Here is a 13,284-nt window from a genome sequence, read left to right on the forward strand (position 1 = left end):
TCAGCTTCTGCCGGTATCGTTCAGTACACCAACGAATTCGGACCATGGGAGCGCATATGGCCGCGGTGGACCTCACCACCCACCCCGGGCACCTGGCCCGGCGGCTTCAGCAGGCCCACTACCTGCTGTGGAACACGATGGTCTCGGAGGAGACCACCTCGCCGCAGTTCGCCGTGCTGAACGCGCTCGTCGCCGAGCCTGGGCTGGACCAGCGGACCGTGGGGGAGCGGGTGGGCCTGGACCGGTCGACCATCGCCGAGGTCATCAGCCGGCTCGGCCGGCGGGAGCTCCTCGACAAGGTGCGTGACCCGCAGGACGGCCGCCGCTTCCTGCTGCGTCTCACCGACGAGGGAGTGCGGGTCCACCGCAAGCTCTCCGTGCGCACCGCCCGGATGAACCAGGTCTTCCTCGCCCCGCTCTCGGCCGAGGAACAGAGCCAGTTCTTCGACCTGATCCGACGGGTCTCGGACGCGGCGGAGGGCCTGCGCAACCCGGCCGAGCCGGCCCTGCCGCAGGGTCAGGCCTTGGCGAACACCACCCACACCTGACCGTCGGCGAAGTCCAGCGGGCTGCCGTCCGCGCCCGTGAACGTCGTCCCGTCGGTGGCTTGCGGGCGTGACCAGGTGGCTTCGTACGACCGGCCGTCGCGCAGCACCTCCGCCGTTCCCGTACCGACCGTCTCGGTGAACGGCGTGTAGTTGCCGAGCACGTCGTGATACGCCGACTTCGTCACCCGCACGTGCTGCACCACGACCGTCGCCGGTGCCAGCCGGTTGCCCGCCGTCGTCCTCGCCGGTGTGCCGTCCATCGACACCAGCCAGCGGTTCCGGTCGGCGGACCAGGAGAAGGCGAAGCGGGCCGCCGGGTACCGCACGGTGCGCGAGGCGGTGACCGTGCCGCCGGCCGGGGCCGGGCCGTAGCGGAAGCCGGTGGTGAGCGCCGCCCTGCCGGGCGCCCCGTCCATCAGCCTGGCCGGGCGGAGGTACAGGTTGTGCGGGGCCGGTCGGCCGCTGCCCCGGTAGTAGGCGCCGGACGCCTCCGCGGGTGACTCCGGCCGCAACGGCGCCCGGCGGATCAAGGGGAGCAGCTTCTTCTGTGCGCCGGAGAAGGCGAGCGTCGGCCGGTCGAACTGGCGCAGCAGCTCCAGGTCGGACTCGCGGGCGCTGCGGACGGGGCCGACGACCTCGGGGAGCCGGGTGGCGTACACCGCCATCAGCCGACTGAGCCCGCCCTCCACCTGCTCCGCGTACACCACGTCCGCCGCGTCGAGGCCGGTCTGGGGGCGGGCCGCGGCCACGTTGTCGATCTTCACGGCCAGTACGGATCCGGTGGCCTGCTGCCGGTTCGGTGTCGGTGTGCCGCTCTGCGGTGCGCGGCCGTCGTCGTCCGCCGGGCCGTGCCGGGTGCAGCCGGCCGTGAGCGAGGCCGTCACGGCCGCCACCAGCCCTGCCGTCAGCACGGCCCGGCGGGTCGGCGCCCCATGTCCCCTGTCCAGTCCCCTGCCCACCGCTGTCCCCCCGGTTCGACCCCTGTTCGCCCCCTTGATTGTGTGCTCATCGGTTCATCGGTGGCCATACCCGGTCGAATCCGAACCCGGTCGAATCCGATCGTGGGCGCCGGAGACCGTAGCCACGCGGTCAGGACCCCAGGATCTCCGTCAGGTCGTAGCGCACCGGCTCCTCCAGCTGGGCGTAGGTGCAGCTGTCCGGTGTGCGGTCCGGGCGCCAGCGGCGGAACCGGGCCGTGTGCCGGAAGCGCGCCCCGTTCTCCATGTGGTCGTACGCCACCTCGGCCACCCGCTCCGGCCGCAACGGCACCCAGGACAGGTCCTTCTTGCCCGACCAGCGGCTCGGCGCGCCGGGCAGCCGGGCCGACTCATGGGCGGCCTCCTCCGCCCAGGCCGCCCACGGATGCCCGGAGACGTCGGCCATGCGCAGCGGCTCCAGCTCCTCGATCAGCTCGGCCCGCCGCTTCATCGGGAACGCGGCCGACACGCCCACGTGCTGGAGGGCGCCCCGGTCGTCGTACAGGCCGAGCAGCAGCGAGCCCACCACGGGGCCGCTCTTGTGGAGGCGGTAGCCGGCCACCACGACGTCGGCCGTCCGCTCGTGCTTGACCTTGAACATGGCGCGCTCGTCCTGCCGGTAGCGCAGGGTGAGCGGCTTGGCGATGACCCCGTCGAGGCCGGCCCCCTCGTACTGCTCGAACCACCGCCGGGCCACCTCGACATCGGTCGTGGCCGGCGCCAGATGCACCGGCGGGGTCACCCCGTCCAGCGCCCGCGTGAGCAGCGCGCGGCGATCGGTCAGCGGCATGTCGAGCAGTGACTCGTCGGCCAGTGCCAGCAGGTCGAAGGCGACGAAGGAGGCGGGCGTCCGCTCCGCCAGCGTGCGCACCCTGGAGTCCGCCGGATGGATCCGCTCGGTCAGCGCGTCGAAGTCCAGCCGGCCCTCCCGGGCGATGACGATCTCCCCGTCCAGCACGCACCGCTCGGGCACCCGCTCCGTCAGCGCCGCTACCAGCTCGGGGAAATACCTGGTCAACGGCTTCCCGGTACGACTGCCGAGCTCGACTTCGCAGCCGTCCCGGAACACGATCGCGCGGAAGCCGTCCCACTTCGCCTCGTACTGCATGTCCGGCGGGATCGTCGCCACCGACTTGGCGAGCATCGGCTTCACGGGTGGCATCACCGGCAGATCCATGCCACGACTCTACGAGCGGTCCCCGGCGCGCGCTCGCCACGCGGCACCCTCCGGTTCGGGCCCGGGCCCGCCGTCCGCCGGACCTGGGGACCGTGTCGAGCCGATATGCGCGGTGGGGGTGGTGCGCCTACCGTGGCCGCATGGGCGATGCGGTGCAACTGGAGGTGGCCGGCCGGACCGTACGGCTGTCCAGCCCGGACAAGGTGTTCTTCCCGGAGCGCGGTTTCACCAAGCTGGACGTCGCCCGCTACTACGCGGCCGTCGCCCCCGGCATCCTGCGCGCCCTGCGCGAGCGCCCCACCACCCTGCAACGCTACCCGGACGGCATCGAGGGCGAGTGGTTCTACCAGAAGCGCGCCCCCAAGGGCATGCCCGACTGGATCCCCACCGCCCACATCACCTTCCCCAGCGGCCGTACCGCCGACGAGATGTGTCCCACCGAGGAGGCCGCCGTGGTGTGGGCGGCGCAGTACGGCACGCTCACCTTCCATCCCTGGCCGGTGCGCCGCGACGACGTCGACCGGCCCGACGAACTCCGTATCGACCTCGATCCGCAGCCCGGCACCGACTTCGCCGACGCGGTCCGCGCCGCCCACGAACTGCGCGCCGTCCTGGACGAGTTCGGCGGACTGCGGGGCTGGCCCAAGACCTCCGGCGGCCGCGGGCTGCACGTCTTCGTGCCCATCGAACCAAGGTGGACCTTCACCCAGGTCCGGCGCGCGGCGATCGCCGTGGGCCGCGAGCTGGAACGCCGGATGCCGGACCGGGTGACCATCAAGTGGTGGAAGGAGGAACGCGGCGAGCGCATTTTCATCGATTACAACCAGACCGCGCGCGACCGCACCATCGCCTCCGCCTACTCCCTGCGGCCCCGCCCGAACGCCCCCGTCTCCGCGCCGCTGCGCTGGGCGGAGGTCGACGACGTGCGGCCCGCGGACTTCGATCTGGCCACGATGCCGGCCCGGTTCGCCGAAGTCGGCGACGTGCACGCCGACATGGACGACCACGCCTACTCCCTGGACGCCCTCCTGGAACTCGCCCGCCGCGACGAACACGAGCACGGCCTCGGCGACCTGCCCTACCCGCCGGAGTACCCGAAGATGCCGGGCGAGCCCAAACGCGTCCAGCCCAGCCGGGCACGGCCCGAACAGCCTTCCTGACGGCGTGACTTGGCGCTGCCCCGGCGGCGGTCGGCGTGGCCCGGAGAGCGCTCTGACCGCCTCCTGGCGCCCGGGACTATGCTGATCGTCAGCCGCCGAGGAGGAGGGCCGAGGTGTCCGAGGCAGTGTCGCGCCCCACGCTGGAGGCCGTGGCCGCGCGGGCCGGGGTCTCCCGGGCCACCGTGTCACGGGTCGTCAACGGCGGGGACGGCGTGCGCGAGCCCCTCGTCGAGCGGGTGCGGCGGGCGGTCGAGGAACTCGGCTACGTCCCCAACCAGGCGGCCCGCAGCCTCGTCACCAAACGGCACGACGCCGTCGCCGTCGTCATCGCCGAGCCGGAGACCCGGATCTTCACCGACCCCTTCTTCGCGCTCCAACTGCGAGGCATCAGCAAGGAGCTGACCGCCCAGGACAACCAGCTCGTGCTGCTGCTCACCGAGGGACGCGACGACCACGCACGGGTGGCCCGCTACCTTGCCGGCGGCCATGTCGACGGCGCACTGGTCTTCTCGCTCCACCTCGACGACCCGTTGCCCGGCCTGATCGAGGGCGCCGGTGTCCCCACCGTGTTCGGCGGCCGGCCCGGCTGGAGCGGCGGCTCGAAGAGCGCCGTGTACGTCGACTGCGACAACCGGGGCGGTGCCGAGGACGCCGTACGCCATCTCGTCGGCCTCGGCCGGACCCGGATCGCGCACATCACCGGGCCACTGGACCAGACGTCGGCCGCCGACCGCCTCCAGGGGTACCGGGACGTCATGGGGGAGACCGATCCACGGCTGGTCGTCGCCAGCGACTTCACCCCGTCCGGCGGCGAGCTCGCCATGGGCGAACTCCTCGACCGCTGCCCGGACGTGGACGCGGTGTTCGCCGCCAACGACCTCACCGCGCTCGGCGCCCTGCGCGTCCTGCGCGAGCGCGGCCGCCGGGTGCCCGAGGACGTCGCCGTGATCGGCTTCGACGACGTGCTGCCCGTCGCCGAACAGACCGAGCCGCCGCTGACGACGGTCCGTCAGGACATCGAGGAGATGGGCCGGTTGATGGCCCGGCTGCTGCTGTCCACGCTGAACCGCGGCGAGTCGGCGACCGGAGCGTCGGCCGGCGTCGTCCTGCCCACGACACTGATACGGCGCGCGACCGCCTAGCCCGTCTCATCCTCAGGCCTGCCTTGAGTTCTGCCCTCAGGTCTGCTGCGGCTCGCCCTTGATCACCGCGAAGCGGGCGCCGTACGGGTCGGCCAGCTTGGCCATCCGGCCCACACCCTCCAGCGTGGTCGCCGGCATCCGCACCCGGCCGCCCGTCTGCTGGGCCTTCTCGACCACCGCGTCCGGGTCCTCGACCTCGAAGTACGGCAGCCAGTACGCGCCGGCCTGCGCCTCGGCCGGGTCCTCGGCCAGCGGGACCATCCCGCCGAACATCGACGCGTCGTCACCGCCCGCCGGGTTGACACAGGTGTAGGTGCCGCCGGGGAAGGGCACGCCGGAGGTCTCCAGGCCAAGCGTCTTGTGATAAAAGGCCGCGGCGGCCGCGATGTCCGGGGTGTACAGCTCGACCCAGCACAGCGAACCCGGATCGCCCGCCACGCCGACGCCCTTGGTCAGCGCCGGCTGCCAGATGCCGAAGGGCACGCCCGCCTGGTCGGCGAGGATCGCCAGGTGGCCCTGGCCCATCACGTCCATCGGCTGGGCGAGGACGCTGCCGTGCGCCTGCTCGGCCGCCTTCGCGGTGGCCTGTGCGTCCTCGCTCTGGAAGTAAACGGTCCAGGACGGCGGACCCTGCTCCGGGGTGGTCTGCATACCGCCGGCGACGGTCCTGCCGTCCAGCTGGAAGAATCCGTAACCGCCGGCGTCGGGCCCCGCCGACTGGAACTGCCAGCCGAAGAGACCGTTGTAGAAGGAGACGGCGCCGTCGATCTCGGGTGTGCCGAGGTCGATCCAGTTGGGAGCGCCGTTGACGAAACGGGTGGTGAGCATCATCGCCCTCCTCGGAAGGGTCCTGTCCTCTGCTGCGCCGAGTCTTCCACCGCCCGCTGACAATCGCTGCCCGACCACGCCCACCGCAGGCTGGTTACCGTGGGTCACCCGACGCAATCGCCGAGTTTCGAACTCGTTCCGCGTGCCGCCGTGCGCGGGCGTGGCGCGCAGGCGCATGATCGAGGCTGCGGCGCTCTGTCGCTGTCGCGTTGAGCGGGCGTTGATCGAACGTTTTTCGCCGCCCGGCACGATCCTGGCCATGCACTTCGACACCATCACCCCGCCCCGCACGCCCGTCCCGGCCTGGCAGGCGCAGGCGTTGTGCGCGCAGACCGGGGCGGACTTCTTCTTTCCCGAGCCCGGCAGCTCGGTGCGCGAGGCCAAGCGCATCTGCGGTATGTGCGAGATGCGTTCGGCCTGCCTGGAGTACGCGCTGGACAACGACGAACGCTTCGGCGTCTGGGGTGGAATGTCCGAGAAGGAACGCCTGGAACTGCGCCGCGCGTCCCGCTGAACCCACGCCCGCCCGGGAAACGCGGTACGACGGTATGCCCCGGCCCGGCTACCATCCGGGGACGCGGCCGGACGTAGCGCAGAGGCAGGCGCACGCCTTGGCAAGGCGGACACGCCGGTTCGAATCCGGTCGTCCTGGCCGCGTGACGAGGTCCTGTAGAGCAGAGGCAGACTCGACACCCTGTCAAGGTGGATACGCCGGTTCGAATCCGGCCGGGACCGCGGTACGGCGGACACGGGGCGGGGCGGATGAGCGAGGCGATCACCGAGGCGGAACTGGCGGCTTTCCACCAGGTGGTGGGGAAGCTGCGGGCGCTGCCCGTCGACGACCCGGTGCGGCTGCGTGCCGAGCAGGTCGCCGCCTCCTTCGCCCGCGACGGACGGCTGCGCCGCCGCAGGACGCGCAGCGCCGAGACGTCGACGGCCGACGCTGCCGTGATGGCCGCGACCGCGACCGGTGCTCTGGACCGCCGCGAGGACGCGCCGCTGGCCGTGCCCGGCGCCGGCGGTGTCTTCCTGAAGCCGCGCACCTGCTACGTCTGCAAGTCGCCCTATCGACAGGTCGATACCTTCTACCACCGGCTCTGCCCCGACTGCGCCGCCGACAACTCCGCGCGCCGCGCCCTGAGCACCGACCTCGGCGGCCGTCGGGTGCTGCTCACCGGCGGCCGGGTGAAGATCGGCTTCCAGCTGGCGCTGATGATGCTGCGCGACGGCGCCGACGTCCTCGTCACCTCGCGCTTCCCGTACGACACCCGGCGGCGTTTCGAGGCGGCGCCGGGCAGCGCCGAGTGGCTGGACCGGCTCACCGTCCTCGCCGTCGGCCTGCGCGACCCTCGCCAGGTCCTCGGTCTGTGCGAGGAGTTGCGGCAGGAGGGCGAGCCGCTGGACATCCTCGTCAACAACGCGGCCCAGACCGTGCGCAGACCGCCCGAGTCGTACGCCCTGCTGGCCGCCGGCGAGCGCGACGCCCTGCCCCCTGGCGCCCGGCAGGCCCCCGGCTTCGCCCCGATGCGCAGCCTGACGGGCTCGGCCGCGACCCTGCCCGTCGCGCTGCGCGAGGCCGACGAGGCCGGGCTGCTGCCCGACCCGGCGCCCGAGAACTCCTGGTCGGCCCGGCTCGGCGACCTCGACCCCGCCGAGGTCCTGGAGACCCAGCTCGTCAACGCCCTCGCCCCGGCCCTGCTGTGCGACCGGCTGCTGCCGCTGCTGCTGGCCTCGCCGCACCCGCGCCGCTACGTGGTCAACGTGACCGCCGTCGAGGGCCGTTTCACCGTCCGCAACAAGATGGCCGGTCATCCCCACACCAACATGGCCAAGGCCGCCCTCAACATGCTCACCCGCACCAGCGCCGCCGAACTCGCCGAGCGAGGCGTCCACATGTGCGCCGTGGACACCGGCTGGATCACCGACGAGAACCCGGCGCCGAAGAAGGCCCGGATGGCGGGCGCGGGTTTTCGCACCCCCCTCGACATCGTCGACGGCGCGGCCCGCGTCTACGACCCGATCGTGCGCGGCGAGGCCGGGGACCCGGTGTCCGGGGTGTTCCTGAAGGACTACCGGGAGGCGGAGTGGTGAACGAGGACCCGCAGCGCTCTCGGCGGAAGACCTTCCCCGCTGTCCCGCCCGTCGTGCCGCGCCCGGCTGCCGAACTCGCCCCGCTGTTCGACCGGTTGCGGGCCGGCCGCGCCGCCGGAGGTCTGACCGTCAGCTCCTGCGCAGGTCGGTGAAGACCTCCATCCAGTACCGCTGCTGCCGCTCCGACGCCCCCACCAGGTAGGTCGCGCGCAGCTTGGCCGGAAGCTGGGCCACCAGGCGGCCCACCGCCGCCCGGTGTCTCTTCAGCTGGGACAGCTCCGCGTTGGCGAGGATCTGGTGCACCACGTCACTGTCGTCACCGCCCTCGTCGGAGAGGGCGGCGGCCCTGCGCAGCCGGGCCTCCCAGGCGTCGACGTCCCGGGCCAGCTCGCGCAGACCGGTGACCGGGCGGCCCCTGAAACGGTCGATGAGGGCGGTCAGCGGCACCGGCGCGTACTCGCCGTCGCCGAGGTAGACCGTGCCCATCTCCAACGGCAGCCCCTTGCGGTGCAGCTTGATGAGCCGCTCCAGCGTCCGCTTGGTGATCCAGGCCCGGCCCTCGTCGTCGATGTCGTGCTTCCACCACTCCAGAACCGTCTCGGCGTCCCCGCCGTACCGCGCGAGCAGCCACTCGTTGGCCGGGATGTCCTCGGGCTCGACCTGGAGCGACGCCGTGAACCGGGTCGCCTGGGCGATGTTGTTCCGCGACACCAGCAGCTTGCGCCCCAGGTGGTACGGCGGGTTCTGCACGGCTATCTGGGCCCGCAGGTTCTCGATCCGCCGCCCCGCCAGCGACCACTCCTGGGTGACCTCCATCAGCTTGGCGAACGCGGCCCTGTCCTTGGGCCGGTTGTACTCGTCCCACACGATCGCCTTGGGCTCCGGACCCGTGAAGGGCGCGGCGAGGAGGTTGTCGAGCGTGCCGTCCGGGGACGGCACCGGCGCGCACAGGTCCTCGACGTTCGTCACCGGCAGCGAGAAGTACAGGGCGTCCCGGCCGAGCCCCGCGCGCAGGGTCTCCCGGACCAGCTCCGTCTTGCCGCAGCCCGGCGGTCCCTGGAGCAGTACCGTCCAGCGGTTGCGCAGCGCCGCCCGCACCACCTGCCGCACCGGGTCCGCGACCGTCGCCGGATTGGCCACGCCCACGCTGGCGGCGATCCGGTCGAGGATCTCGGCCGTGCGGTTCTGCCCCGGCCGTCCGTCGGGGCCCGGCTCGGCCAGCCGCAGCCGCTCGCCGTCGACCAGTGGCAGGCCCCAGCGCAGCGGGAAGCCCTCGCGCGCGTTGGCCAGGATGTGGTCGAGGGTGCGCGGGGAGAGCAGCTCGCGCAGCGCGGGGGAGAGGGACGCCCACAGGGAGAACACCTCACGCAGGTCCCACGGGCGGTACCTGGCCGCGAGGTGGCGGCGCCAGGAGGTGTCGTTCGCCGTGATCCGTATCGTCACCATGCGGTCCAGGAGCGCCAGGTCACCACGGCGTGCCGAGGTCTCCGACAGCGACTCGTTGTCGGTCAGGAACACGCCGACGCAGCCCAGGGCGCGCAGATCGTGCTCGCCCAGCGACCAGTCGCAGGCGATCTGCATGAGCTGCGACTGGATCGTGTCGCCCGCCTGCAGCGAGTCGTCGATGAGCAGCACGAACGGCCGGCCCGGCTTGAGCTGGCTCATCACCAGCTGGCGCAGCACCAGTTCGCCCGTGTGCGGGTCCCGGACCGGCGCGTTGACCAGCAGGTCGTCCGGGGTCAGGTTCGCCGCCGGCACGTACACCAGCGTGGTGTCCGGGTGCGCGCGGGCGAGGTGCGAGAAGAACGTCGCCGTCTTGCCGACGCCGTGCTCGCCGAAGACCTGTCCCGTCTGCCCCATGTCGATCATCGCGTCGATGAACGACTCCAGACGGGACGTGGCCGGCTGCTGTGCCTTCTGTGCCTTCTGCGTCTCTGTGGTCATCTACCGTGATCCCGTGGTGACGCGATGGCAGTCCATCGCGGGTGTGTGCGTCTCGGGCCAGTCGTTGCCGCCCTCGGTGATCAGCCAGATCCATTTCTCCGGCTCGGCCGGGGTGATCGGCGGCGCGTATCCGTCGGTGAGGACGACGACCGCGTCCGGGTCCGCCTCGCAGCGCCGGCCCGCCACTTCGGAACGGCCCTCCACGTAGTCCGCGACCACCTGGAAGCTGGTGCCGCCCCCGCCGTACACCCTCTCCCCGGGCCGGAACGGCATCACCACGGCGTCGAAGGACAGCCAGCGCGCCTGCACCCCGTCGATCCGGCCGACGAGCCGGGTGAGCCAGTCGATCACCCGGTCCGGCATCGAGCCCGAGGTGTCGTAGGCGATGACGAGCACCTTCTCGCGCACCGGGCCGCGCCGGGCGAGCATCGGGTCCTGGCCGAGGGCCGCGAGGAGGGCGCCGCGCTTCTTCGGGTACACCAGCCGCTCGCCGTCGCGCAGCCGGGAGCCCAGGACGTCGACCAGCCAGCGCTGCCACCAGTCGACGGTCCGGGTACGGGTGGTCTCGCCGCGCAGCAGGCCCGCGCCCAGGTTTCCCCAGAGCTTCGCGGCCCGTGCCGACCCGGCCTCCGTACGGCTCATGAGATCGAGCAGCTCACTCTCCGCGCCCGCGTGGCCCCGCCGGGCCGCCAGCAGAGAGTTGAGCAGCGCGGAGGAGGTCACCGCGTCGACCGTCTCCTGGTCGGCGGGGACCAGACCGGCCACCAGGTGCGTGCACAGCGCCGGTGGCACCGGCGGATCGCACATGCGCTTCAGCTCGCCGTAGATCCGCATGTCGGTCTCGGCGAACTCCTCGTACGCGAGCGGCTCCAGGCCGTGGGCCGTCAGGTCGACGCGGTAGGCGTCGTACACCGTGCGCGGGTCGACGCCCGTCGGCCGGCCGTCCAGCAGGGGCAGCTCCGCGCGGGCGAGGCGGACCAGGGCCACGTGGTTGATGGCGACCTCGGCGGCGAGCGTGAACACCGGGTCCTCGCGCAGCTCGGGATCGGCCAGGAGGTGCCGGTGCACCAGATGCCGGGCCTCGTGGAACAGCACGAACTTCACGCCGTCCAGGCCCAGTCCGACGAAGAAGTCCGGGTTGTAGAGCAGCAGACAGGTGCCGTCGCCCGAGGCGACCACGGCTGCCGTGTCCACCGCCGTCGTCGGGATCTGGTGCGGGCACTTCGAGTACAGCCACGAGGCCACCGCGGACTCCGTCAGCCCGAAGTCCAGCAGCGCGGCCTCCTTGAGCCGCCGCGCCTGAGCCACGACCTCCGGATCCGCCGGGCGGTAGGCCTCGAGTGCCCTGCGGTCGGCCAGGTCGACCACGAGAGGGCGTGGCCGCCCCCGCTCTCCGTACGCCATGTGCCGTCCCCCGTGCCGCAGTTCCCCCAGTGCTCCATTGGTACCAGCCGGCACTGACAACGGGCCAAGGCATTACGATCTGCCGCAAGGGCGGGGCCGTAGCGCAGAGGCAGGCGCACCGGTCTCCAGAACCAGAACACGCCGGTTCGAATCCGGCCGCCCCGCCCCCCGAAGAGCTTCCGGGAAGAGCTTCCGAAAGGACGCCCGGGGCAGCGACGGCGGTGGCAGTGATCCGGTGCTCGAACGTCGGCGCGCGGTGCCCGGTAGCCCGCCCGGCTGGTGGCGGCCGGCGCGATCGCCCGCCCGCCGACGTCGGGGCGGGCCAGGAGGCTTTGCCGGGCCGGTGGGGGATGGCTGCACCTGGCACCGGACGCGGGCTCATCTGCCACCGGGCCGTCCCGGCGCCCGGGTCGCCCGCCTTTCCCACCTCAGGAGCCGTGCGGCCGGGTCGCACACGGGCAGGTATGCGAGCGGCCCGCCCGCGCGGCACGCTGGTAGGGGAGGGACGTGGCGATGGGAGGAGTTCCCATGGGACACACCGAACAGCGGCCAGCCACCCGGACCCGGGCCGGGAAGCCCGTCGGCGCCGGGAGCGTGTTCTTCTCCTTCGCCCCGTGGGTCATCTTCGGCGTCGTGGCCAGCCCCAGCACCTGGGAGTACGCGGCACTGGCCGCGCTGATCGCCGCCGCCGTGCTCTCCGGCAAGGACATGCTCCGGGGCCGGTTCTTCCTCCTGGACATGGTCGCCATCGTGTTCTTCGCCGTACTCTGCGTGCTCGCTCTCGCCCTGGACCGCCACGAGCTGATCTGGCTGGAGACGTACGCCCAGGTCATCTCCAGCGCGGTCGTGGCCGTCGTGGCGCTCGGCTCCCTGCTGTCCGACCCCTTCACCGCGCAGTACGCACGGCACTCGGTGCCGCGCGAGTACTGGGACTCGCCCGTCTTCAAGCACGTCAACAAGGTGCTGACCGCGGCCTGGGGAGCGGTCTTCGCGCTGATGGCCCTGTCCACCTGGCTGGCCGTCCTGATCCCCGCGGGCAGCGACTGGTTCAACTGGGTCGTTCCCGTCGCCCTGCTGGTCTGGGCCGTGAAGTTCACCGAGCGCTATCCGGACCGCTACAAGCAGCGGGTGACGGCCTAGCTAGGCGATGGCCCCCGCGGTCCTGACGAGCTCCCCGGTCGTGCCGTGGAAGCTGTCGAGGAGCTGGGCCAGCACCGCCCAGGCCTCCTCGCGGCCCCCCAGGCGGTCCCGGACCAGCGGGCGCAGCGCGTCCTCGGCCTCGGCGGCGCGGTGCGGGAACATCACATGCCCCAGGGCGAGCACCGTCAGCACGTCCAGGGCCGGTCCGTGGTCCAGCGCGTACCCGGCGGGCCCGTCCAGGATCCCCGCCCGGCGGACGCGGAAGTCGAACTTGCGGTGGGTGCCGAACTGGGCGCGCAGCGAGGGCGGGCAGTCCGGGCGGACGGACAGGGCCCAGCGGACGTAGCCGGGCAGGGAGTTCTCACGGTCCGCCTCGGCGACCGTCTGCCAGTGCTCCCGCCGGTAGACCATGGAGGCGGCCTCCCGCGCAGCGGGCATGGAGGCAGACTCGCGCAGGGCCGGCACCAGTCCGAGGCGGGCGACCCGCTCGGGGACCGGCGGCGCCTCGTAGTCGTCGCGCAGGACCGGGTCGACCTCCACCGCCAGCAGCCGCCCCGGCGCGAAGGGCACCCCGTCCAGGATGGCCCGCCGCAGCGCCGTGTCCCGGTCGGTGAGCAGCCGCCAGACGACGGCGTTGAGATCCGGGTCGTCCTCCTGGAGCATCCACAGCACCACCGAGGACGGCAGTGCCGGGAGCGTGAAGGGGATCCGGCGCCTGGTCTCCCGGAGATCCTCCGGCGTCGGCCGGGGCAGCCCGACACGCGCGCGTACCCGGTCGGCGTCCGCGGAGTCGATCAGGTCCAGCAGGAAGCCGACCGCGCGGCCGGAGGTGGTGTCAGCACGCATGCGCGCATGATGCCGCAGGCCACCGAC

The 13,284-nt window shown here is 72.4% G+C and carries 12 protein-coding genes and 3 tRNA genes; 9 read left to right on the plus strand and 6 right to left on the minus strand.

The window, feature by feature from the left end; all coding sequences use genetic code 11:
• Nucleotides 1–56 precede the first annotated feature (56 nt).
• Complete coding sequence (locus ACFWPS_RS08125; protein ID WP_383702309.1) at nt 57–548, plus strand: MarR family winged helix-turn-helix transcriptional regulator; 492 nt, start codon at nt 57–59, stop codon at nt 546–548.
• Here ACFWPS_RS08125 and ACFWPS_RS08130 read toward each other — a convergent pair.
• Nucleotides 518–1,459, minus strand: coding sequence for a DUF3048 domain-containing protein (locus tag ACFWPS_RS08130; protein WP_383702311.1), 942 nt, complete (start codon nt 1,457–1,459; stop codon nt 518–520). The genes ACFWPS_RS08125 and ACFWPS_RS08130 overlap by 31 nt on opposite strands.
• A gap of 178 nt (nt 1,460–1,637) precedes the next feature.
• On the minus strand, nt 1,638–2,702 hold the full coding sequence (locus tag ACFWPS_RS08135; protein WP_383702313.1) for an ATP-dependent DNA ligase: 1,065 nt from the start codon (nt 2,700–2,702) through the stop codon (nt 1,638–1,640).
• Nucleotides 2,703–2,842: 140 nt separating this feature from the next.
• Here ACFWPS_RS08135 and ligD point away from each other — a divergent pair, with 140 nt between their 5' ends.
• Both ligD and ACFWPS_RS08145 read left to right on the plus strand, forming a co-directional pair.
• Nucleotides 2,843–3,862, plus strand: coding sequence for a non-homologous end-joining DNA ligase (ligD, locus tag ACFWPS_RS08140; RefSeq protein ID WP_383702315.1), 1,020 nt, complete (start codon nt 2,843–2,845; stop codon nt 3,860–3,862).
• Between the two features lie 113 nt (nt 3,863–3,975).
• Nucleotides 3,976–5,004: a LacI family DNA-binding transcriptional regulator gene (locus ACFWPS_RS08145; RefSeq protein ID WP_383702317.1), complete on the plus strand. Its 1,029-nt coding sequence runs from the start codon at nt 3,976–3,978 to the stop codon at nt 5,002–5,004.
• A 36-nt stretch (nt 5,005–5,040) separates the two neighbouring features.
• Here ACFWPS_RS08145 and ACFWPS_RS08150 read toward each other — a convergent pair whose 3' ends face one another.
• Complete coding sequence (locus tag ACFWPS_RS08150; RefSeq protein ID WP_383702319.1) at nt 5,041–5,832, minus strand: VOC family protein; 792 nt, start codon at nt 5,830–5,832, stop codon at nt 5,041–5,043.
• A gap of 259 nt (nt 5,833–6,091) precedes the next feature.
• Here ACFWPS_RS08150 and ACFWPS_RS08155 point away from each other — a divergent pair, with 259 nt between their 5' ends.
• From ACFWPS_RS08155 to ACFWPS_RS08170, 4 genes are all read left to right on the plus strand, one after another.
• Nucleotides 6,092–6,346, plus strand: coding sequence for a WhiB family transcriptional regulator (locus ACFWPS_RS08155; RefSeq protein WP_383702321.1), 255 nt, complete (start codon nt 6,092–6,094; stop codon nt 6,344–6,346).
• Nucleotides 6,347–6,413: 67 nt separating this feature from the next.
• A tRNA-Ala gene (locus tag ACFWPS_RS08160) sits at nt 6,414–6,484 on the plus strand.
• Nucleotides 6,485–6,495: 11 nt separating this feature from the next.
• A tRNA-Asp gene (locus ACFWPS_RS08165) sits at nt 6,496–6,567 on the plus strand.
• A 27-nt stretch (nt 6,568–6,594) separates the two neighbouring features.
• The gene (locus ACFWPS_RS08170) at nt 6,595–7,923 is read left to right on the plus strand and encodes an SDR family NAD(P)-dependent oxidoreductase (RefSeq protein ID WP_383702323.1); all 1,329 of its coding nucleotides are present in this window, start codon (nt 6,595–6,597) and stop codon (nt 7,921–7,923) included.
• Nucleotides 7,924–8,052: 129 nt separating this feature from the next.
• Here the strand turns inward: ACFWPS_RS08170 and ACFWPS_RS08175 are convergent, their stop codons facing one another.
• Together ACFWPS_RS08175 and ACFWPS_RS08180 are read right to left on the minus strand one after the other, a co-directional pair.
• Nucleotides 8,053–9,867, minus strand: a complete 1,815-nt coding sequence (locus ACFWPS_RS08175; protein ID WP_383702325.1) for an AAA family ATPase — start codon at nt 9,865–9,867, stop codon at nt 8,053–8,055.
• Nucleotides 9,868–11,271 (minus strand): hypothetical protein, encoded by a 1,404-nt coding sequence (locus ACFWPS_RS08180; protein WP_383702327.1) that lies wholly within the window; start codon nt 11,269–11,271, stop codon nt 9,868–9,870. It lies immediately after the preceding gene.
• Nucleotides 11,272–11,361: 90 nt separating this feature from the next.
• On the opposite strand from ACFWPS_RS08180, the gene ACFWPS_RS08185 reads away from it, so the two are divergent.
• Together ACFWPS_RS08185 and ACFWPS_RS08190 are read left to right on the plus strand one after the other, a co-directional pair.
• Nucleotides 11,362–11,437: transfer RNA gene (locus ACFWPS_RS08185), tRNA-Trp, on the plus strand.
• A 362-nt stretch (nt 11,438–11,799) separates the two neighbouring features.
• Complete coding sequence (locus ACFWPS_RS08190) at nt 11,800–12,411, plus strand: hypothetical protein (RefSeq protein WP_383702329.1); 612 nt, start codon at nt 11,800–11,802, stop codon at nt 12,409–12,411.
• On the opposite strand, the gene ACFWPS_RS08195 is transcribed toward ACFWPS_RS08190, so the two are convergent.
• Complete coding sequence (locus ACFWPS_RS08195) at nt 12,412–13,257, minus strand: hypothetical protein (protein WP_383702330.1); 846 nt, start codon at nt 13,255–13,257, stop codon at nt 12,412–12,414.
• Nucleotides 13,258–13,284 lie beyond the last annotated feature (27 nt).

The organism is Streptomyces sp. NPDC058457, from assembly GCF_042720695.1.
Taxonomy (GTDB): domain Bacteria; phylum Actinomycetota; class Actinomycetes; order Streptomycetales; family Streptomycetaceae; genus Streptomyces.

Bases quoted from the DNA above. Each gene is read 5' to 3' on its own strand.
- ACFWPS_RS08125 (WP_383702309.1), top strand. From the start codon at position 57: ATGGCCGCGGTGGACCTCACCACCCACCCCGGGCACCTGGCCCGGCGG.
- ACFWPS_RS08135 (WP_383702313.1), bottom strand. From the start codon at position 2,702: ATGGATCTGCCGGTGATGCCACCCGTGAAGCCGATGCTCGCCAAGTCG.
- ligD (WP_383702315.1), top strand. From the start codon at position 2,843: ATGGGCGATGCGGTGCAACTGGAGGTGGCCGGCCGGACCGTACGGCTG.
- ACFWPS_RS08150 (WP_383702319.1), bottom strand. From the start codon at position 5,832: ATGCTCACCACCCGTTTCGTCAACGGCGCTCCCAACTGGATCGACCTC.
- ACFWPS_RS08155 (WP_383702321.1), top strand. From the start codon at position 6,092: ATGCACTTCGACACCATCACCCCGCCCCGCACGCCCGTCCCGGCCTGG.
- ACFWPS_RS08170 (WP_383702323.1), top strand. From the start codon at position 6,595: ATGAGCGAGGCGATCACCGAGGCGGAACTGGCGGCTTTCCACCAGGTG.
- ACFWPS_RS08175 (WP_383702325.1), bottom strand. From the start codon at position 9,867: ATGACCACAGAGACGCAGAAGGCACAGAAGGCACAGCAGCCGGCCACG.
- ACFWPS_RS08180 (WP_383702327.1), bottom strand. From the start codon at position 11,271: ATGGCGTACGGAGAGCGGGGGCGGCCACGCCCTCTCGTGGTCGACCTG.
- ACFWPS_RS08190 (WP_383702329.1), top strand. From the start codon at position 11,800: ATGGGACACACCGAACAGCGGCCAGCCACCCGGACCCGGGCCGGGAAG.
- ACFWPS_RS08195 (WP_383702330.1), bottom strand. From the start codon at position 13,257: ATGCGTGCTGACACCACCTCCGGCCGCGCGGTCGGCTTCCTGCTGGAC.